We start from the raw sequence: 19,491 nt of genomic DNA, 5'->3' as shown, positions 1-19,491 counted from the left end.
CACATTAGTGGCACATTCCAATAGCGTTTTAAATAATGTTGGGACAACAATACGCTCTAAAAAGCGTGTTATACTGCGATTATTAGATTTAAGCATTCGAGAATATTATTTCCCGGGCAATATCACGCCACACAAAAATCACCCAAGCCAACGTTGGCCTGGGCGATTTTGCGTTCATGTAGCTGTTTAGTATGCCCCTTTGATGACAAAGTAGCTGCCGCGAATGGTGCCGGCGAGCTTCGACTTTTGCCGAGCAAACTTGAACTTGTCGGCCAGCTCTGCCGGCACAGCCATGCCGTCTGAGAGTTTGAAGCCCACAGCGCGCTTACCACCATCAGCTAGCGTGTAGAGGACGTTGATGGCCAGGCCGTCTTCGTAAAAGACATAAGTCCAGCGCACCCCTTCAACTTCCAACTGAGCCACTTCAAGCGGCTTAGCGGCAATCACAACGTCTTTTTCTTTCAAAATTGTCGCCACATACGCCACTAATTCCGGCCGTTCTGCCGCTGGCTCAGTGGTAAAAGGCACCTTGTATTTGTTCCAGAAGTAGCGCGCCTCGTTTGCGCGCAAGCCAGCCAGGGCCGGTGCCACCGGCGAGCTGGTCAAGCCTGCGTCGCTGACGGTTTTAAAATCCACAGTATATGCCATCGGGTTATCCTCGGTTTCGTTAGGTTGGGGCTACATCTTCATGCCCATTTTCATATAAGAATCCATCCCTGCCATCCACATTGTCTTGGGATCGACGCCGCGTTCTTCGGCAAAGGCCTTGGTCAAGGTACCCATATCCATCAACTTGTACTTAGGCATTGGCCGATTCGGGTCATAAGACTGAATCTGGGCCATCATGCCGCCATCTTCGTGTTCGATGATGTGGCAATGATACATGTAGACGCCAGGCAGGTCAAACCGCACCAGAATGCGCACCGTTTCGCCGGGGTTAACGCCGACCGTATCTTTGTAGCCATGTTCATTCGGGTAAGGCGCGCCACCATTGCGGGAAATCACCAGGAACTGGGTGCCATGCACATGGAACGGGTGCACCATGCCGCCATGCATCGTGTTGGTATTGGAAACATCCCAGTACTGTGCCAACCCGATCGGCTGGGTCGCATCAATGCGCTGCATATTGAACTTCTTACCATCCAGCGCCACGGCTTCATCCATGCCGCTCATCACAACTTTGCGCACCGGCGTGGTCGGTAAGACCTTCGGCGCGTGAATCTCCAGCAAGTGGTCAGGTAAAACGCGATCATCGGCGGCAAATTCATGAATCTTAAAGGTCACAATCGGCACATCATCCGAATACAGGGTGACGGTATCGCCTGGTTTGTAACCTTTGAAGTCGACGATAATTTCCGCGCGCTCCGCACAGGTCAGCATTAAATGGGTCAGCTGCACGGGTTCTGGCAGCAAGCTGGAGTCGCTTGCGATTTGCGTGAACTCAAGGTCATCGGAAAAATGCAGCCGCCACTCACGGCGGTTAGCGCCATCGAGAATGCGGAAGCGGATTTTTTGCCGGGTGACATCGAAGTATGGGTTAATGGTCCCGTTGATCATTGCAGTGGGCCCTTGCACGCCGTCTGGATCATAATCCGCGTGATAATCCCATTGATTATCTTCGTGGAAGCGGCGATCCTGCAGCACCAGCGGAATATCGTCGACGCCATAGTCATGCGGAATCGGCAGGTTCAGCTCATGGTCATCATGCACAATCACCATTGCGGCCAGGCCGTGCCAAACCTGCTCCGCCGTGGAAGGACAAGGATGCGCGTGCAGCCAAGTCGTTGCCGCCGGCTGATCCAAGGTGAAATCGATTTGTTTGCTTTCGCCTGGATAAACCGGGGCGTGGCAGCCCCCATCCACGTAAGGACCGGAAACTGCAAGCCCATGCCAGTGGAACGTCGTGAGCTCATCGAGTTCGTTTTTCAAAGTGATGTGGATATGCTTGCCTACTTTGAACGCAAAGGTCGTGCCCAACAGCGGGGCGTTATAGCCCCAAGTCTTGGTCTTTGCCCCTGGCAGGAGCTGGGTTTCCCCTTTCTGCGCTGTCAACGTATAGTAAGCATCCGTGTCGGTTTCGGAATCCGGCTGCACCAGCGCCGGAATGGCGAGTGGCTGCGCCGGCGCATCAGCCACCTCAAGCGGGATATAGCCGCCATCATGCGTGTTGTATGCTGGTTCGTCGAAAAAGTAGTCCTGATAGACCGTTGCCATTCAAATCTCCCCTTTCATACGCCTTGATTTTAACACCTACACCGGCTGTCTTGAAAGGTGTAAGATAGAATCGTTCTAAACAAGAAGGAGACGATACAATGTCAAAACTCAAAGCTTGGATCATGGTCATCCTCAATCTACTGTTAATTTACCTGGTTGCCACCAATAGTATGTGGGCCATGTGGTTAATGGCAATCATTATGCTTTTAGACGCGCTGATGGGATTGTGGATGGCGTATCAGAAAAAATGAATCATTAGTCAGGCGAAAACCAGCCTCGCCCCGCTGCCTTTTTAGTTGCGCTACACGAGGCTAACGCCTGAGCGACTAGCTACGGCTCGAACACCGAAGCCAAAGCGCGGCTTCAGTGCCCGAACCTAGGCTACTCGTCAGGCTAAAACCAGCCTCGCTCCGCTGTCTTTCTAGCTGCGCTACACGACACCAACGCCGGCGTCGCTCCGTTGCCTTTCACTTTATGGCATAATAACAGCGAGGTGATTTTATGCAGTCGATGCTAGATTTCGCGCAAACGCATGCCGAAGTTTCGTTTAACGAGCTCCCCCTAACGCCAGTGGACGGCGTGATTTTGGCGCAGCTCGCGTATTTTGCCTTCGATCAGTTGCCGACTGCTAGTGGCATGCTCGGCGGATTGACTAGGCCCAAGCAGGTGACGCTCCTGACTCAGGACACCTGGCGGCCCGAAGCCAATGCGCAGCTGCTCCACACCCTGGCCAAAGCGCCGCGATATCAGCACATCATTTGGCATGATCAGGTCCAGCAGCTGGATCTCGATGCCCAAAAGCAATTCTCCGCCATTACCTTCAGCCTGCCCAACCAGCAGCAGTATCTTGCTTTTCGCGGCACGCGGGCGGCGTTTGTCGATTGGAAGGAAGATTTCAACATGGCCTACATGCAGACCATCCCTTCCCAAAAGGCGGCTTTAGCCTATCTCAAAACCATTGCGGCCGCTTACCCTGGCCCGCTCATTCTGGGCGGGCATTCCAAAGGCGGGACGCTCGCGACCTACGCTTTCGTCAAGGCGCCCAAGCACCTGCAAGCGCGCATTAGCGCAACTTATAACGCCGATGGCCCCGGCCTGGGTGAAGCCTTGCCAGAGGCGCTCATGAGCCGCCTGCACAAACTGGTGCCGCAAACCAGCTTGATTGGCACCTTGTTTGACCCCACCGCTGGGTTTTCAGTGGTCAAAAGTGATGCGCATGGCTTCGGGCAGCATGACCCGTTCAGCTGGGAAGTAGCGAATGAGGACTTCGTATCCCTGCCCAAAACCGACCAGCTCTCCCAGCTCGCGCAAACCACGATTGCCACCTGGACCGCCAGTTTGGATGAGGCCACCAAAGAAGCCTGCCTCAACGCCGCCTATGCTTTAATTACGCAAACCGACGCCACTTCCTTTGCCGAACTGAAAGCCGACTGGCCCCACAATGCCCAAGCCATTTTTAGTGGCCTCCGTCATGGTGATCCCATGGCCCGCCAGCAGTGGCTGTTTGCCATTGGCCAGCTGATTGTGGCCTTGCGTGGGGCGATTTTACCCACCCTATCCAAACCGCAACGGCCGCATTTCGACTGGCCTTGGGCTAACGCGAAGCACGAAAAAACCGATCAGTAAGCGCTGATCGGTTTTTTGTCGGTAGGTGGCAAGATATCAGCGGTTCCACGTGAAACAAAAACTATTCGAGCCACGTTGGGTCAGCCAATAATGCCTGCAAGGCATTGAGATAAGCACTGGCATGGTACCCATCAGCCACCGCGTGATTAACGGTCAAGGACACCGGCATGAGCCATCGGCCTTCAACTTGCGTATATCGGCCGGCCTGAAGCACCGGGAATAGACTCGGCAAACCATCCACGGGCTGTGGCGTGTAACTGTCAAACGCCAGCCACGGCAGCATGCCACATGCGAAACTATTGGCCGGCGCATCAGGTTTGCCCACTGGCCCATGGGCGTGGCGTGCCTGCTGCATATCAGCTTGCACTTGCGCATAAAAAACGGCTAGCTCCGGATCAAAGGTCGTCCAACAACTGGAGATACTGTGATCATCGTGGATCACCGAATAACTAGGCGTCAGCTGGTTATAATAGCCGAGTTGACCGTCGTTATCTGCCATTCGCAACTCCTGCGGCAAGGCTTTGGTGGCAGCGTAGAGGTACAGCGGAAAGAAGTGGCGGTCGCCTTTTTTGCGGTAAGTATTGGTGATATCAAGCTTGAGCGAAATGGTAAAGCTCATTGGTTGCATTTTCGTGAAATAGTAATAATACGGCAGCCGCGGCCAGGTCGCGCGATCAATTTCGGTAAACGGCATAATAACTCCTTTAGTATTCTGGGTGGATGCGATCGGTCCATTCAGCCAGCAGGTCTTTGAGCGTCGCACGCATGTTCACGACTTTGGCAGCATCCTTTTTGAATAGCACGCTATATGCAAACGCCTCAGCGCCATCTGCATCCCAAGCACGCTGCAGCGGCTGATCGTGATAAGCGCCGCGATTCAAGTTGAGCTGGTAGTACACCCAGCGATTTTTGATGTTCGGCACCGCCGCAATGAAGCGCTGATGGGTGCGAGTGTTTTCAATTTGAATCAACCGTATTCGGTAACCTGCTGCTTGTAGGCCAAGCGCGCCGCCTTTTTCGTTTCTGGGTTCAAAATATCCTCCAATAATCGCGGCCGTCTGGCGTCCGCGCCAAGAAGCCGTAATCGATCAAGTAACGCGTTAACGTGGCATCATCAGGCGACCAGCGCCGTAATTTCGCCTGCACGGCCAGGCGTGAGTAGTGTACATCCGGCTCGAACCCCTGCACCATGCGCGCAATCAGACAGACCCGGCGCTTTTCCTGCCGCGGCCAATGTGCCAAAGTTGGCGCCGCGGTATAGTCGACGTCGCGCTTTAATTCTTTTTCATAGTCGGCATTAGTGATGCCCAGGGACTGGGCCGCAAGCGGTAGCGCTAATCGTTGAGCGCCCTCCCCAAACGCGGCATGATACTGGGCCAGGTACAACTCAGCCTGGGCCGCTTTTTGGCGAAACGTATAGCGCTGATGGCGCACCGTGCTGGGCGTAACCGCGGTGGCGGCGGCGATTTGAGCATCACTGTCACCGCGGGCAAAGGCTGCCAGCAATGCTTGCTGCGTCGCGGTCAGCGTGTTGTGTTTGCTGGAATCAAATAGCTAGTCGTGTAAGTCGGTCATCTGCTGCCCTCCGAGCCAAAATATTACCTTTGTTGACGAATACTGTCAACAAAAAATTGTAAATTAAGCTTGTGCGCTTTTTTCCGCCCGCACAATCAGCATCATCGGGGCGCGGGTCCAGTCCGCCTTGGCCTCAATGTCCGCCTTGGCCTCAATGTCCGCCTTACTACCGCGCGGTTCCGCCACAGCAGTCAGTTGCAAGCCACTGCCCAGCACACTGTTAACAATCGTGCTTAAGGTGTGATGATACTTGGTGACCGTTTGCCCCAGAAATTGCGTGGCCCGCGCGCCTTCATCGAAGTAGTGATCCACCGGCCACACCCGCTGCCCGGCCGCGGTGGTCACCCACTGCTCGCTGCCTTCTGCAGTGAACAATGGGTGTTCAATCGTGAACAGCAGCACCCCGCCTGGCGCCAGCATTGTCGCGACATGGTGCATCACGGCTGAGAAGTCCGCCACGTAATGCAGGGCCAGTGAACTGAGCACCACGTCAAAGCTGCCTGGCGCGGCGGTAAAGGTGGCGAGGTCTCCTTGCTGATAAGTGATGGCAGGATGGCGGTGGTGCGCCTCGGCCTCGGCGAGCATACGCGTTGAGCTATCAATGCCCAGCACCGCCTTGGCCCCATGCTCGGCGGCATACTCACAATGCCAGCCGTACCCGCAGCCCAGATCCAGCACGTGTTTGCCTTTGAGGTCCGGGAGCAGCGCCTGAAAATCGGGCCACTCGCCGGCGGCATCAAGGCCATGCTGGCTGCGCGGCATTTTGGCATAGGCTTCAAAGAATTTGGCGTCGTCATATGTATTCGTCATCGCTAATCCTCCTAAGTGGTTTTGCTTCATTTTAGCCCATTGCTCATCGGCCGGCGATAGGTTGCAAGTAGCGGTGAAACTGAAATACGCTTTTTAATCATCGCCAGCGCTATCTCAATGGGTCCACCACATGCAGGCATTGTACTTTTCTATTATTCAAAAATAACAAATTGAATATAAAATAACTGATGTTGCTTTTTATCCGCACACCAGCCTACAATGGTTGCTAGGGGGAACTTTCGCGGATTGGAGGACACTATGGACAAGTCAATTAAAATACGTTTCAAAATGTACAAGGCCGGACGGCGCTGGCTAGTTGCAGCAGCGGCGGTTGCGGCTTTTAGTGTCGGTACCGCTCTAGCCACTGGTCAAGGCGTCAACGCCGCCACCACGGATAGCACCAGTGGCACCACCACAGCGGCCACTGCGCCGGCGGCCACGGCAGATGCGACGGCATCGACCGCAGCGCAGGCGACCACCGCAGCTACCCCTGAAGCGACTGCAACTCCTACCGCGACGACTCAGACCCCTGAATCCACCCCAACTACCGATAACACAACGGCATCCACGCCGACAACCGCGACTGCCCCAACCACAGCGACAACGACCGCTACCCCAACCAAGACAACAACAGCCGCTGCGCCTACTGCCACTGCCATCGCAGTGACCCCTCAGGCCACGGCTAAGGCGGCAGCAGCAACCACGACGGAACCGGCAATTCAGCAAACCAATACCGCCGGTGACGTCCAGCCAGCGGTTGATCCAAGCAATGGCGCCATCACCTCTGATACTGGTGTGACCCTCAACGCCTGGCTCTCAGCCGAAAACGCTGACGGCACCACCTCGACCACCGGTTACAACGCCAGCCAAGGACTCAATCAAATCGCCAGCACGGCGAAGAACGTGCAGCTGCATTATGAAATCAGCAATACCACTGGCAGCGATATTGCGAATGTGTCGGCTCAACTCTACTTGCCGCCAACCGGGCAAAATAACGTTAACGGCACGGCTAACGGGCCAACCTTCACGATTACTTCCACCATTTATGATATCGAAAATCAAATCCACCAGGCTGGTTACACCAGCAACTACAGTGAACAAGGGAACGTCATTTGGCCTGGGCACTGGTATGATGCCAGTCACTTCGTTGCCAACTTCGATCTTCAGCAATTGAGCCGTATCTGGTACTCAATCGGGACCTTGGAAGCTGGGGCTAAGCTCGATGTTGTGATTGATCTGACCTTGAATGACACCCCCACTGCCAACACCGGGGTTTCAAATGTCAGCCAGTTTGCCATTCAAGATAGCACCACCCCTGGCTCAATCCCAACCGCCTATTACAGCCTGACCACGCCAACCCCTGCGCCTGTCACCATCGGCAGAGGCAGTGTTTCAACCAGCATCGGCGCGACTGGCAATCAAGCCACCAGTCAGTTTACAACTGAAGATGCCACCGATAATGTCGCCGAGGCGCAAACCCAGGTCAACTATGCAGACGTTAACGACTTGAGTGCTAGCTTCACTATTGGCAATCCAACCAGCGCTGCCCTCAACATTCGCCCCGTTATTTTGCTGCCGATTTACAATGACAACAATAGCAAATGGGTACTGGATGCCAGCAAGGTGACCGAAGCAACCTTTGAAGACGCCTTACCTGGCCTCACCGTCAAGTATTCCAAAGATGGCGACGATGGCAACTATATGACTTACGCGGAACTCATGGCCGCCTATCCAGACTTTACCTGGGATCAACTACAGTCCATCTGGATTGATGGCCCTGTGGCCGCTAACACTAATTACACCGTCAACCTGCCGATGATTTACACTGGCACGAAAGCAGGCCTTGCGACGGCCGGGGTTGGTCAAATCGGGGTGTTGGACTACGACATGACGGACTGGTCTGACGAGGACATTTTCAGTACCGCTTCGCTCGTGACCTACTCCTATGGTAGTGCCACTTCAACGCGCACCATCAATTTCGTTAACGCCGATGGCACGACTGCCAAGGATCCGGTCGTTCAAACCATTAACTACAAGACGGTCACCAACGATCAAACTGGCGAAACAATTTACACTCCACAAGGTGCCTACTATCAATACGACGTGCCAGAACAGGCTGGCTACACCGCTGATCAGACCACGATTGCTCAACAAGCCGTGGACGCGACCAACGTGGCTCCAGAAAACACTGCAGTCACCGTCACCTACACCCCAAAGATGACTTACGGCACGGCCACCAGCACCCGGACGATTCATTTCGTTGATGCTGAAGGTAACGTGCTCCGTGATCCAGTGGAACAGACCATTGCCTACAAGACGGCCACCAATGCGGTCACCGGTGACACGATTTACACCCCGCAAAATGCTTACTATCAATACGATGTGCCAGCCATTGCTGGGTACAATGTTGATACCAACCAGATTGCGCAGGAAACCGTTAAGCCTGGCACCGCGGTCGCCGATAATACCGACGTCACCGTCACTTATACCCCAAAGATGACTTATGGCACGGCCACCAGCACCCGAACGATTCATTTCGTCGACGCGTCTGGTAAAGAATTACGCGACCCAGTTGTGCAAACCATCACCTACAAGACCGTGACGAATGCAGTCACTGGCGAAACGGTTTACACCCCTCAAGGTGCCTACTATGCCTACCAGGTACCGACGATTGCGGGTTACCACACTGACGCCACCGTCATTGCTCAGTTGGCAGTGGGTGCTAGCGCCACCGCGCCTGAAGCTATCGACGTTGCCGTGACCTACACCAAAGACGCGGCGGTTGTGACCCCAGCGCAGCCAAGCACCAAGCCGAGTGTTGCCACCACGACGAAACCAGCTACTGGCAGCAAGACCACGACCAAAGTGGCTGCTCAGGCAGCCGCCAAGAAGTTACCTAAGACGGGCGACGAAGCAAACGCCTCAATCGCATTGTTAGGTAGTGCCCTCATCGCCTTGGTTGGGGTTGCTGGCTACCGCAAGCGCGTTTAAACCAAGATGAACGGCAAAAACGACAGTCTCCGGACTGCCGTTTTTTTGTTGCCCCGCAGATGCGCTGCCCGCGCCAAAGTGTGCTTCTTGGTATAATGATGGCGAGATGGGAGGAGATATTTTGGCGATCAAATTAGTATTAAGTGATATCGATGGCACCTTAATCAACGACGAAGGCGCCATTCCTGCGGCCAACCGTACCGCAATTCGCGCTTTTGTGGCAGGTGGCGGGCAGTTCTGTCTCGCCTCCGCCCGGCCGCCGCGAGCGATGACAGCACTTGCCCAATCGCTTGGCCTGACGGTGCCGCTGGTCAGTCTGAATGGAGCGTTGATTACGACGGTTACGCCTCAAGGCACCTTCACCATCTTGCACGACCAGCCGCTACCAGCCGGCGCGGCCGCTCAGATTACCGGCTTGGTCACCAGCAAGCACCTGCCTATCAGCGTCAACTACATGGCGGGCCTTGATTGGATCGTCGCCGAGAACGACGCTTGGGTGCGCCAAGAAGTCGCCATCACCGGCTTTGCGCCGACCAGCTTTAACGCCGCTAGCTTATTACTCACGAAAAAGCCCGTGCATAAGCTGCTATGCATGGGCGCACCGGCGGCAATTAATCAACTTGAGGCGGCCATCACTGCGTCGGGTCTATCGGTGGCAGTGAGCCGCTCCAAGCCCACCTACCTGGAAATCACGCATCCCCAGGTGTCAAAAGCGGCTGCCTTGGCTTTTTTAACCGCCCATTTTGGCTTAGATCAAGCCGCCACCATGGCCATCGGTGACGGCGATAATGACCAGCCCATGCTTAAAGCCGCTGGGGTGGGCATCGCCATGGGCAATGGCCTGCCAGGCGCCTTAGCCGCGGCGGATCATGTCGTGGCGGATAATAATCACGCCGGCGTGGCCGAAGCGCTGACCCGCTTTGCTTAACCCGCTCACTTGAGCGGGTTTTTTGCCGTCAATTCGCCTAGTATGGCGGCTTTTTGCATCGGTGTTTGCACAATCCTCAACTTCGCCGGCGGCACCGCCGCGAGCAGTGGCAGAAGCGTGGCCTTGGCGCGAGCGTCATAGCCCCAGACATACGCTAAAAAGGCTAAATATTCGCGGTCAAGATGTTCTTCAAAGCCTGGCGCCATGTCGGGGCGCGTCCGCGGATCACGCCGAAACGCCAGTGAGCGCCGCAGCACCCGCGCCATCGCCACCACCCGCGGCGTACGAAGCCAAATGATGAAATCCGCTTGCGCGATGCGCGCCGGCAGGGTGCCGGTGTAGTTACCATCAATCACCCAATCGGCATGCGTGGCCATGAAAGCGGTCTGAGCGGCCTGAAATCGAATTTTAGCGGCTTCGCTGTAATCCGTGGCGTGCCACAACCGGTCCAGCGCCAATAGCGGCCAGCCAGTCGTCGCGTGTATTTGGCGGGCTAAAGTTGATTTACCCGTGCCACTATTGCCAATCAAAACCACTTTCATCTTTTCCTCCCAATAAAAAAACTACTGGTCATCATGCTACCAGTAGTGTCAAACTCAACTCAATGCCCTCACTGTCTTCACCAGGCCGGCCGAGACGGCTTGGCGCTGTTCTGCCGGCATCGCCTTGAGCAGATTGATCAAGGCCAAGGTATCGATATCGGCGAAGTCCTCAGCCACGAAGAAGTCCGAAACTTTTAAGCCCAAGGCTTCGCCGATGGCTGCTAACTTTTTGATACTGATGTTGGTGACATCCCCCCGCTCGACGCGAGACAATAAGCTCACTGACACCCCAGCTTCTTCGGAAAGCTGTTCGATGGTGAGACCTAATCGTTTTCGCCGCGAGCGAATAAGTTTACTGATATTCTCTATCATCGCTGCGCCCCTATTCTCCATGTATACGCTATCACCTTAATGTAAACGCTATCATAGTTGAAGGGCTTATACACTATATAAATCAATCAATAACGCTTTATACGGCAGTTTAAACCAACTCATCCCGCCGGTTTCGGCGCAGCTTAATCGTCACGAAGACGTTAAAAAACAGGGCGAACCGCATTATTTTATTCAATTCGACCCATCACGGTTAGATTTTAGTCAAGCTATCCAGCGTTTGCCCCTGGTCATCGATTAACTCCAGCCAGCCGTTAGTATCGCCATAATACAAAAACAACCCCACTTCATTCACACTACGCAGCTCGATGTCGGCAGTGGTGACCCCGCCTTTGATGGCCGCCGCGTGATCCGCGCGCAGCTTGTCGCCATACTTGGTGCCATAACGTTCGGAGCCGTCTTTGTTCATCACAGGATCAAGCTTCAGCTTAGCCCCTTGTTTGATGGTCATGACTTTCGGCGCCGTCCAGTAAACCGTCGCTTCGCTACCAGCATGTTTCACGTGGAACGGCCGCTCACGCAGCGTTTTGTCAAACCGATGCCGCGCCTTCGCCGGCTTTTTCGGTGCCGCCGCGACCACATTCTCATGGAAATCAAAACGCACCAGCAAGCCTTGCACCAGGTTCAGGTAAGGGGCCACTGCGGGATCAGTCGGCACCTTTGAGCTACCATCAAGCAGGTTTTGAAAATACCGCGCCACCTTAGCACTGTCGATTTGCCAGGTCGGGCTTAAGATAATCAAACCGTCAGCATCAATGGGCACCGTATCAACCCCCACCAGCGCCATCGCTTGGGTGGCTAACGTGACGCCATTCGGTGGCGCCAGGGTCTCGGTATCATCCGTGATCATCACCTGACCCTGATCATCGGGCAGCGTGATTTTAAAGGTTTCTGGCGTGTATTCAACATCTAATTTGATGGGTTTCATAACGGTCCTCCGCACTGTGGGCACAACTGATTGTCCCTTGATTGTACTGATTTTACTGAAGGGATTCAACGCATAAAAAAACGGTCAAATGACCGTTTTTGCTTAATTAGACGCGACGGTTAAGTGCTGCCGATAATGCTTCAGCACTTTGATGGCCCAAGCATCATGGCTCGGCCCCACCATCGCGGCATATTCGCCGAGACTCAGCGCCCCGGTCCAATCGTAAAACCCTTTAAGGAACAGTTCCTCATTGGTCCTGGCCTCAAACTGAGCCATGAGCGCCTCATGCAGACTCACGAGCGCTTTGTGGGCCTCGGCATAGGTGGTGGCTTTGGTTTTGCTGCCAAATGCGTTGACTCAACTTGCCGCTTGTTTGCCAGGTGTAAGGCTTGGGCATGAAGCGCTTGGCCTCCCCGGCTAAGTTAGCGGTGCTCCAATCAAGGTACATCTTCTGCCAAGCTGCGACCTGCACCAGCACATCCCGCACATTGCGGTCGCGCCCCTTAAACGGAAATTCCCGCTTGCGGTCGGCAGCCGACAATGACGTCAAAATATGCTCGAGTTGCTCAAAGTTCTCATGCGTTGCCAAGATCAAGGATTGTCTTGAGTGTGGTTTTGCCAATAAAATCGCCTCCTAAGGAATTGACATAAAAGCGCACCAGTTCATCTCTCCACCCTTCATCATCGTCCTAATGTTCGGAATTTGCAAGTGAGGCAGCGGAGTGAGGCAGCTTTTAGCCGGATGGGTAGCCTAGATTGAGGCTTTGCCGCCGGGCTTTGGCGGCGAGGCCTCAATCGTAGCTAGCCACTCCGGCGTTGGCCTCACGCAGCGCAACTGCAGGCTGCGAAGGGTGGCAATCTAGCCTGATTGATTTTTTCCACGCAAAAAAAATCCCGTCCTTCAGCAAATGCCGAGGGGCGGGAAGAAAACCAGATTAGTCTTCAGCAACGAATGGCAAAAGACCCATGATCCGGGACCGCTTGATTGCGATCGTCAGCTTACGCTGGTTCTTAGCGCTGGTGCCGGTTACCCGACGTGGCAAAATCTTACCACGTTCAGAGATGAACCGTTCCAACAAGTTCGTGTCTTTGTAGTCGATATATTCGATATGGTTAGCGGCGATGAAGTCGACTTTACGACGACGACGGCCACCACGACGTTGTTGTGCCATGGAAATCACTCCTTTTCTCATTGATCAGCCAAAAACGGCTGTATTCCTAGAACGGCAAATCATCATCGGAAATGTCGATGGTTTTACCATTATTGGCAAACGGATCGGCACTATTATCTGGTTGCGCAGGCTGGTTGCCTTGGCTTGCAGGTTGCGATGGTGCGGGGTTCTGGCCAAAGTTAGGCGTCCGCTGAGTTGGCTGGCTATTGCCACCGAACTGCGGCTGACTGCCATACGATGCACCATTGCCGCCTTGCGGGTTTGCTGGTTCGGACGGCCGCGCTTGCGTGGTCGCCTTACTTTCGAGCAACGCAAAATTCTCAACGACAACTTCGGTCACGTAAACCCGTTGGCCGGCGTTGTTGTCGTAATTCCGCGTTTGGATGTGGCCTTCAACGCCAACCATGGAACCTTTCCGGGTAAAGTTGCTGAAATTTTCAGCGCTTTTACGCCAGATCACACAGTTGATGAAGTCGGTCTCTCGCTGCCCTTGAGCATTCGTGAATTGCCGATCAACGGCAAGGGTGAATGTCCCAACAGCGGTCCCACTTTGGGTGTAACGTAAATCAACATCCCGCGTTAAGCGGCCGGTTAATGAAACGTTATTGATCATCCCGATGCGCCCCCTTTTTTACGAAAACTAGTCTTCGCGAACGACGATCATTTGACGAAGGATATCGCCAGAGATCTTGGCAAGACGATCGAATTCGTCGATCGCCTTGGAATCGTTAGCGGTCAGGTTAACGATGTGGTAAGTGCCTTCCGAGTACTTCTTGATCTCGTAAGCAAACTTACGCTTTTGCCAATCCTTGGAATCAATGATGTTGGCACCATTTTCCTTCAGAATATTGTCAAAACGTTCAACCAGTTGAGCCTTTGCTTCTTCGTCGATATCAGGACGAATAATGTAAGTTACTTCATACTTAGTTTCAGCCATTTGACAGTTCACCTCCTTATGGACTTTTGGCCCCATTCCCTGGGGCAAGGAGTCAGCACGCGCCAAAGGGCACATGCTCACAAGCTAGTAGTTTATCATACAACGCGGTTCGGCTCAAGCTAATTCGCTGGCTGGGTTTTGTGTTAGGCCGGTTCGTGCTTCTTCCGCAGCAAAGGGCTGGAACGTGGTGGCCAGCGCTCTGAGCCCTTTGCTGCTCCAGTCGTGCGACTCTACTCCCTGAAACCTCGCTAATGTCCCATTAACCGTCAGATGCTGAAAGCTATCGCTTCTGCTACCCTCCTAGCCAATAAATACGCTAAAACTGGCTCTCCTCCCCTCATTTTGCTGATGAGACCAAAAAAAGCCAAGACCGTTTCGGCCTTGGCTTCCGTCATTCAGTTGCTTAGTCCTGATTCTCGTCGTCATCTGTCGCCTGATCATCCTGATCGGCCTCAGCGCGGCGCAGGAGCTCGTTGACCTGGGCATCAGCATCTCCTGCTGGGGCCTCGGTGTTCGCGCCGTCTGCGGCTGTTTCTGCGCCTTCAGCTGGCTTGGCATCGGCAGCTTCAGTTGGCGTATCAGGTTCGTTTGGTTCTGGATCCAATTTCGCCATGGTGGCAACCTTGGCGCCTTCATCCACCCGGATCAGCCGTACGCCGAGCGTGCTGCGACCGGTTTGGGAAACGGTTTGACTGCTGAAGCGAATCATGACCCCGGCATCGGTGATGACCATGATATCTTCCTCACCGGTAACGGTGGTGACGCCCGCCAGCGGACCGTTCTTGCTGGTGATATTCGCCGTCTTAATCCCCTTACCGCCGCGACCCTTGATTGGGTATTCGCTGGCGGCAGTGCGTTTGCCGTAACCCTTTTCGGAAATGACAAAGACTTCGGAATCTGGCTTCAAGATATCGGAGCCAACGACATAATCGCCTTCACGCAGGCGCACACCGCGGACCCCAGTGGCGCTGCGGCCCATGCTGCGGACGTCTTCAGCCTTGAAGGTGACCGAGTAGCCGAGGTGCGTGCCGATAAACATGATGTCATCGGCATGCGTGGCAATGACGTTGCTCAGTTCATCCCCATCCTTCATGTTCAAGGCAATCAGGCCGTTTTTGCGAATGTTGTAGAAGTCGCTGACCGGCGTGCGCTTGACGATCCCGTTGCGGGTAACGAAGAAGAGGTAATCGTTGCTGGTATCCTCGTCGCTTTCTGGATCATGCGGCTTGATGTTGATGACCGTTTGCACCTTTTCGTTATTGTCGATGCCCAGCAAGTTGATGATTGGAATGCCCTTCGCGGTGCGGCTGTATTCCGGAATTTCGTAACCTTTGCTACGGTAGACTTTCCCGGTGTTGGTGAAGAACAGTAGCAGGTCATGAGTCGAGGTGGTGACCAGATGTTCCACGAAGTCATCATCATGCACACCCATGCCTTGAACACCGCGACCGCCGCGGTTTTGGCTCTTGAATTCATCGGCTGGCAAGCGCTTGACGTAACCATTATGGGTCAACGTGATGACCACGTTTTCCTCTTCGATGAGGTCTTCATCTTCAATGGTCAGATCTTCACCGACCAGCAGTTCCGTCCGGCGCTTGTCACCGAACTTCTTTTGGATTTCCAGCAGTTCGTCGTAAATGATTTGGTGAATGCGTTCCGGCTTCGCCAAGATGTCTTTGTAGTCGGCAATGGCGGCCAAGACATCGTTGTATTCATTTTCGACCTTCTCGCGTTCCAAACCAGTCAGGCGCACCAGCCGCATATCCAAAATGGCTTGGCTTTGCTTGTCGGATAACGAGAACTTATCCATCAAGATGACCTTCGCCTTATCGCCAGTTTCACTGCCGCGGATAATGCTGATGATTTCGTCGATGTGGTCCAGCGCAATCTTCAAGCCTTCCAAAATGTGGGCCCGGGCTTCGGCTTTCTTCAAGTCGAATTCGGTCCGCCGGCGAATGACGATTTCCTGATGCTGCAGGTAGTAGGTCAGGATTTCCTTCAGGCTAAGGGTCTTAGGCGCACCGTTGACAATGGCCACCATGTTGAAGGAGAACCCAGTTTGCATCGGGGTCAGCTTGAACAGGTTATTCAAAACCACGCTGGCGCTCATGTCGCGGCGCACGTCGATGGTAATCCGCATCCCATCACGGTCAGATTCATCGTTCAGGTCGGTGATGCCATCGATTTTCTTTTCCCGCGCCAGTTCCGCAATGCGTTCAACCAGCTTGGCTTTGTTAACCATGTAGGGAATTTCGGTGACAATGATGCGTTCTTTGCCACTCTTTTCCGTCTGAATCTCGGTTTTGGCCCGCACGATAATGGTGCCTTTCCCGGTTTCATAGGCGTGGCGAATGCCGGACTTGCCGATCACCAGCGCCCCGGTAGGAAAGTCCGGTCCTGGCAAGGCCGTCATCAAATCGGCGGTGGTGGCATCCGGATTATCCATCAAAATGTGCAGGGCCGAAATGACTTCGGCCAGGTTATGCGGCGGAATATTAGTGGTCATCCCCACCGCAATCCCGGTTGCGCCGTTGACCAGCAAATTCGGGAAGCGTGCTGGCAAAACGACCGGTTCTTTTTCGGAACCATCATAGTTGTCTTGGTAATCGATGGTGTCTTTGTTGATGTCGCGCAGCATTTCCAGGGTGATTTTACTCATCCGGGCTTCAGTGTAACGCATCGCCGCGGCGCCATCCCCATCGACAGAGCCAAAGTTCCCGTGGCCATCAACCAGCATATAGCGATACGAGAAGTCCTGCGCCATGCGCACCATGCCTTCGTAAATCGAGGAATCGCCATGCGGGTGATATTTCCCCATGACATCCCCGACAATCCGGGCCGACTTCTTATAAGGCTTATCTGGCGTCACGCCGAGTTCATTCATGCCGTACAAAATCCGGCGTTGCACCGGCTTGAGCCCATCGCGCACGTCAGGCAAAGCCCGCGCCACAATAACACTCATCGCGTACTCCAAGAATGAGGTTTTCATCGTTTTAGCTAGATTAACATTAGTAATCCGGCTTTCTTGACGATCATCCATAAAGCAAAAGGTCTCCTCTCTATATCAGGCTGCGAAGCGGGGCGCATGTAGCTCGACGAGTAGCCTAGCCTGAAGTCTTGCCGCCGCTTTTTGGCGGTGAGGCTTCTGGCGTAGCTAATCGCTCGAGCGTTGCCCCGCTGAGCGCAACTACAGGCTGCGGAGGGTGGCCGCACTTAGCCAGACAGATAGCCTAGCCAGAAGTCTTGCCGCCGCTTTTGGCGGTGAGGCTTCTGGCGTAGCTAGCTGCTCGGGCGTTGGCCACCCGGAGCGCAACTATTCAGGCTGCGAAGCGGGGCGCATTTAGCTCGACGCCTCCCGCACCCCCAACCGTTCCTGCTTAATCAGGCATCGATATTCTTGGTGTCGACGTAAACGGCATTTTCTTCAATGAACTCGCGGCGAGGACCAACTTGATCGCCCATCAGCATCTCAAAAATGCCATCCGCATTTTCCGCGTCTTCTGGTGACACGCGCAGCAAGCGGCGCTTGTCTGGGTCCATGGTCGTCTCCCATAGCTGGTTGGCATCCATTTCCCCGAGCCCTTTATACCGCTGAATTTCCGGTTTCGGTGATGGCGGCAATTGCCCCATCACATTCGCCAGTTCTTCATCCGAGTCGATGTACTGCATCATTTTGCCTTGGCGCACGCGATACAGCGGCGGCTGGGCAATGTAGACATAACCAGCTTCGAGCAACGGGCGCATGTAGCGATAAATCAGCGTCAACAGCAGCGTGCGAATATGGGCGCCATCGACATCGGCATCGGTCATGATGATCAGCTTGTGATACCGGGCCTTGCTGACATCGAATTCATCGCCAAAGCCCGTGCCCATGGCGGTGAACAGCGTCCGAATTTCTTCGTTGGCCAAAATGCGTTCCATGCTGGCCTTTTCCACGTTCAAAATCTTCCCGCGAATCGGCAAAATGGCTTGAGTCAAGCGACTGCGACCGGACTTAGCGGAACCGCCGGCGGAGTCCCCTTCGACGATGAACAATTCGGAGATTTCCGGATCTTTACTGGAGTTATCCGCCAGTTTCCCTGGTAGGTTGGAGATTTCCAGGCCACTCTTTTTGCGGGTGACTTCCCGGGCACGCTTAGCTGCGGCCCGTGCCTTGCTGGCCAGCATGGCTTTATCCACCAGCTGCTTGGCCTGCGTTGGGTGCTCCATTAAGTACTTCGAGAAATGCTCGGAGAACATGCGATCCACCGCGGTGCGGGCATCGGCGTTGCCAAGCTTGGTTTTGGTCTGACCTTCAAACTGCGGATCTGGGTGCTTCACGGACACCACCGCGGTCATGCCTTCCCGCACGTCTTCCCCAGACAGCGAGTCATCGTTGTCCTTCAAGGCGCCGGACTTGCGCGCGTAGTCGTTGATGACCCGCGTTAACGCCGCCTTAAAGCCGGTTTCGTGGGTCCCGCCTTCGATGGTATGAATGTTGTTGGCAAACGTCAGCAGCGTGGAAGCATAGCCATTGGTGGCATATTGCAAGGCAACTTCGACATTGATGTCGTTTTGCTTACCTTCCACGTAAATCGGTTCGTCGAGCAGGTTGTCTTTGCCTTTATCTAGGTATTCGACGTATTCCTTGATGCCGCCTTCTGCGTGGAACACCAGCGTTTCCGCCGTTTCCGCGCGCTTATCGGTGAAGGTCAGCTTCAGACCTTTGTTCAAGAAGGCCAATTCGCGAATGCGCTGGGTCAGAATTTTATCGTCATAAACCGTGGTTTCGGTAAAAATGTCCGGATCTGGCACAAAGTGAACCTTGGTGCCGTGTTCGTGCTCCGGCGCATCGCCGATGATCTTCATCGGAGTCTTCACCTTGCCGCGGTTGAAGTCGATGTAGTAGCGTTTGCCGCCACGCGTGACGACCACATCTAGCTCAGTGGACAAGGCGTTGACGACTGAAGCGCCGACCCCATGCAGCCCGCCAGACACTTTGTACCCGCCGCCGCCAAACTTACCACCGGCATGCAAAATCGTGTAAACAGTTTCCAGCGCTGGGCGTCCGGTTTTCTTCTGGATATCAACCGGAATCCCGCGTCCATCATCGGTGACGGTGATGGAGTTATCGGGTTCCACGATCACGTTGATGCGGGTGGCAAAACCGGCCAACGCCTCATCAATCCCGTTATCGATAATTTCCCAAACCAAATGGTGCAGCCCTTGGCTTGAGGTGGTCCCGATATACATCCCTGGCCGCTTGCGGACCGCTTCCAGACCTTCAAGGACTTGGATTTGGCTCGCGTCATATTCAGCGGCGAGTTCTTCTTTCTTCTCTTCTTGCTCTTCTTGCGTTTCTTGATCTTCAGCCACGCTTGTGTTCCTCCTTACGGGCG

General features: G+C 54.3%; 20 protein-coding genes. 4 read left to right on the top strand and 16 right to left on the bottom strand.

All coding sequences use genetic code 11. The features are described from left to right. Nucleotides 1-186: 186 nt before the first annotated feature. Entirely contained in the window at nt 187-648 is a 462-nt protein-coding gene (locus tag JUF11_RS03025; protein WP_204118258.1) for a DUF8821 family protein, read from the bottom strand. A gap of 30 nt (nt 649-678) precedes the next feature. Continuing rightward, nucleotides 679-2,214, bottom strand: a complete 1,536-nt coding sequence (locus JUF11_RS03020; protein WP_204118257.1) for a multicopper oxidase family protein — start codon at nt 2,212-2,214, stop codon at nt 679-681. A 98-nt stretch (nt 2,215-2,312) separates the two neighbouring features. Here JUF11_RS03020 and JUF11_RS03015 point away from each other — a divergent pair, with 98 nt between their 5' ends. Continuing rightward, complete coding sequence (locus JUF11_RS03015; RefSeq protein ID WP_204118256.1) at nt 2,313-2,465, top strand: hypothetical protein; 153 nt, start codon at nt 2,313-2,315, stop codon at nt 2,463-2,465. Between the two features lie 250 nt (nt 2,466-2,715). Then, nucleotides 2,716-3,840, top strand: coding sequence for an Mbeg1-like protein (locus tag JUF11_RS03010; RefSeq protein ID WP_204118255.1), 1,125 nt, complete (start codon nt 2,716-2,718; stop codon nt 3,838-3,840). 61 nt (nt 3,841-3,901) lie between these two features. On the opposite strand, the gene JUF11_RS03005 is transcribed toward JUF11_RS03010, so the two are convergent. The 4 genes from JUF11_RS03005 to JUF11_RS02990 all read right to left on the bottom strand — a co-directional run bounded on the left by JUF11_RS03005 (nt 3,902) and on the right by JUF11_RS02990 (nt 6,225). Further along, nucleotides 3,902-4,534, bottom strand: coding sequence for a CatA-like O-acetyltransferase (locus tag JUF11_RS03005; protein WP_204118254.1), 633 nt, complete (start codon nt 4,532-4,534; stop codon nt 3,902-3,904). A 10-nt stretch (nt 4,535-4,544) separates the two neighbouring features. Next, nucleotides 4,545-4,811: a GIY-YIG nuclease family protein gene (locus JUF11_RS03000; protein WP_236000391.1), complete on the bottom strand. Its 267-nt coding sequence runs from the start codon at nt 4,809-4,811 to the stop codon at nt 4,545-4,547. 58 nt (nt 4,812-4,869) lie between these two features. Beyond that, nucleotides 4,870-5,346, bottom strand: coding sequence for a DUF2087 domain-containing protein (locus JUF11_RS02995; RefSeq protein ID WP_204118253.1), 477 nt, complete (start codon nt 5,344-5,346; stop codon nt 4,870-4,872). A 132-nt stretch (nt 5,347-5,478) separates the two neighbouring features. Continuing rightward, entirely contained in the window at nt 5,479-6,225 is a 747-nt protein-coding gene (locus JUF11_RS02990; RefSeq protein ID WP_204118252.1) for a class I SAM-dependent methyltransferase, read from the bottom strand. A 258-nt stretch (nt 6,226-6,483) separates the two neighbouring features. On the opposite strand from JUF11_RS02990, the gene JUF11_RS02985 reads away from it, so the two are divergent. Together JUF11_RS02985 and JUF11_RS02980 are read left to right on the top strand one after the other, a co-directional pair. After that, on the top strand, nt 6,484-9,216 hold the full coding sequence (locus tag JUF11_RS02985) for a mucin-binding protein (RefSeq protein ID WP_204118251.1): 2,733 nt from the start codon (nt 6,484-6,486) through the stop codon (nt 9,214-9,216). 121 nt (nt 9,217-9,337) lie between these two features. Further along, nucleotides 9,338-10,144 (top strand): Cof-type HAD-IIB family hydrolase, encoded by an 807-nt coding sequence (locus JUF11_RS02980; protein WP_204118250.1) that lies wholly within the window; start codon nt 9,338-9,340, stop codon nt 10,142-10,144. 5 nt (nt 10,145-10,149) lie between these two features. Here JUF11_RS02980 and JUF11_RS02975 read toward each other — a convergent pair whose 3' ends face one another. The 10 genes from JUF11_RS02975 to gyrB form a co-directional block, all read right to left on the bottom strand. Then, complete coding sequence (locus JUF11_RS02975; protein ID WP_204118249.1) at nt 10,150-10,686, bottom strand: P-loop NTPase family protein; 537 nt, start codon at nt 10,684-10,686, stop codon at nt 10,150-10,152. Nucleotides 10,687-10,740: 54 nt separating this feature from the next. Then, a complete protein-coding gene (locus JUF11_RS02970) occupies nt 10,741-11,058 on the bottom strand; it encodes a helix-turn-helix domain-containing protein (protein WP_204118248.1) in 318 nt (105 codons plus the stop codon). 211 nt (nt 11,059-11,269) lie between these two features. Further along, nucleotides 11,270-12,004, bottom strand: a complete 735-nt coding sequence (locus JUF11_RS02965) for a hypothetical protein (RefSeq protein WP_204118247.1) — start codon at nt 12,002-12,004, stop codon at nt 11,270-11,272. A gap of 102 nt (nt 12,005-12,106) precedes the next feature. Next, entirely contained in the window at nt 12,107-12,301 is a 195-nt protein-coding gene (locus tag JUF11_RS13285; protein ID WP_268886759.1) for a ClbS/DfsB family four-helix bundle protein, read from the bottom strand. Next, nucleotides 12,288-12,626, bottom strand: a complete 339-nt coding sequence (locus JUF11_RS13280; RefSeq protein WP_204118246.1) for a ClbS/DfsB family four-helix bundle protein — start codon at nt 12,624-12,626, stop codon at nt 12,288-12,290. Before JUF11_RS13280 ends, JUF11_RS13285 begins: the two co-directional genes overlap by 14 nt. Nucleotides 12,627-12,939: 313 nt before the next feature. Next, a complete protein-coding gene (gene rpsR, locus JUF11_RS02950; RefSeq protein WP_125580753.1) occupies nt 12,940-13,176 on the bottom strand; it encodes a 30S ribosomal protein S18 in 237 nt (78 codons plus the stop codon). Nucleotides 13,177-13,222: 46 nt separating this feature from the next. Further along, entirely contained in the window at nt 13,223-13,789 is a 567-nt protein-coding gene (gene ssb, locus JUF11_RS02945; protein WP_204118245.1) for a single-stranded DNA-binding protein, read from the bottom strand. Between the two features lie 27 nt (nt 13,790-13,816). Further along, nucleotides 13,817-14,113, bottom strand: a complete 297-nt coding sequence (gene rpsF / locus JUF11_RS02940) for a 30S ribosomal protein S6 (protein WP_125580750.1) — start codon at nt 14,111-14,113, stop codon at nt 13,817-13,819. 403 nt (nt 14,114-14,516) lie between these two features. Beyond that, nucleotides 14,517-17,153, bottom strand: coding sequence for a DNA gyrase subunit A (gene gyrA, locus JUF11_RS02935; RefSeq protein WP_204118244.1), 2,637 nt, complete (start codon nt 17,151-17,153; stop codon nt 14,517-14,519). Between the two features lie 341 nt (nt 17,154-17,494). Then, nucleotides 17,495-19,468: a DNA topoisomerase (ATP-hydrolyzing) subunit B gene (gene gyrB / locus JUF11_RS02930; RefSeq protein ID WP_125580746.1), complete on the bottom strand. Its 1,974-nt coding sequence runs from the start codon at nt 19,466-19,468 to the stop codon at nt 17,495-17,497. Nucleotides 19,469-19,491 lie beyond the last annotated feature (23 nt).

This window comes from Lacticaseibacillus suilingensis, assembly GCF_016861845.1.
GTDB lineage: Bacteria > Bacillota > Bacilli > Lactobacillales > Lactobacillaceae > Lacticaseibacillus > Lacticaseibacillus suilingensis.
This window is presented reverse-complemented; position numbering and strand designations above follow the sequence as displayed.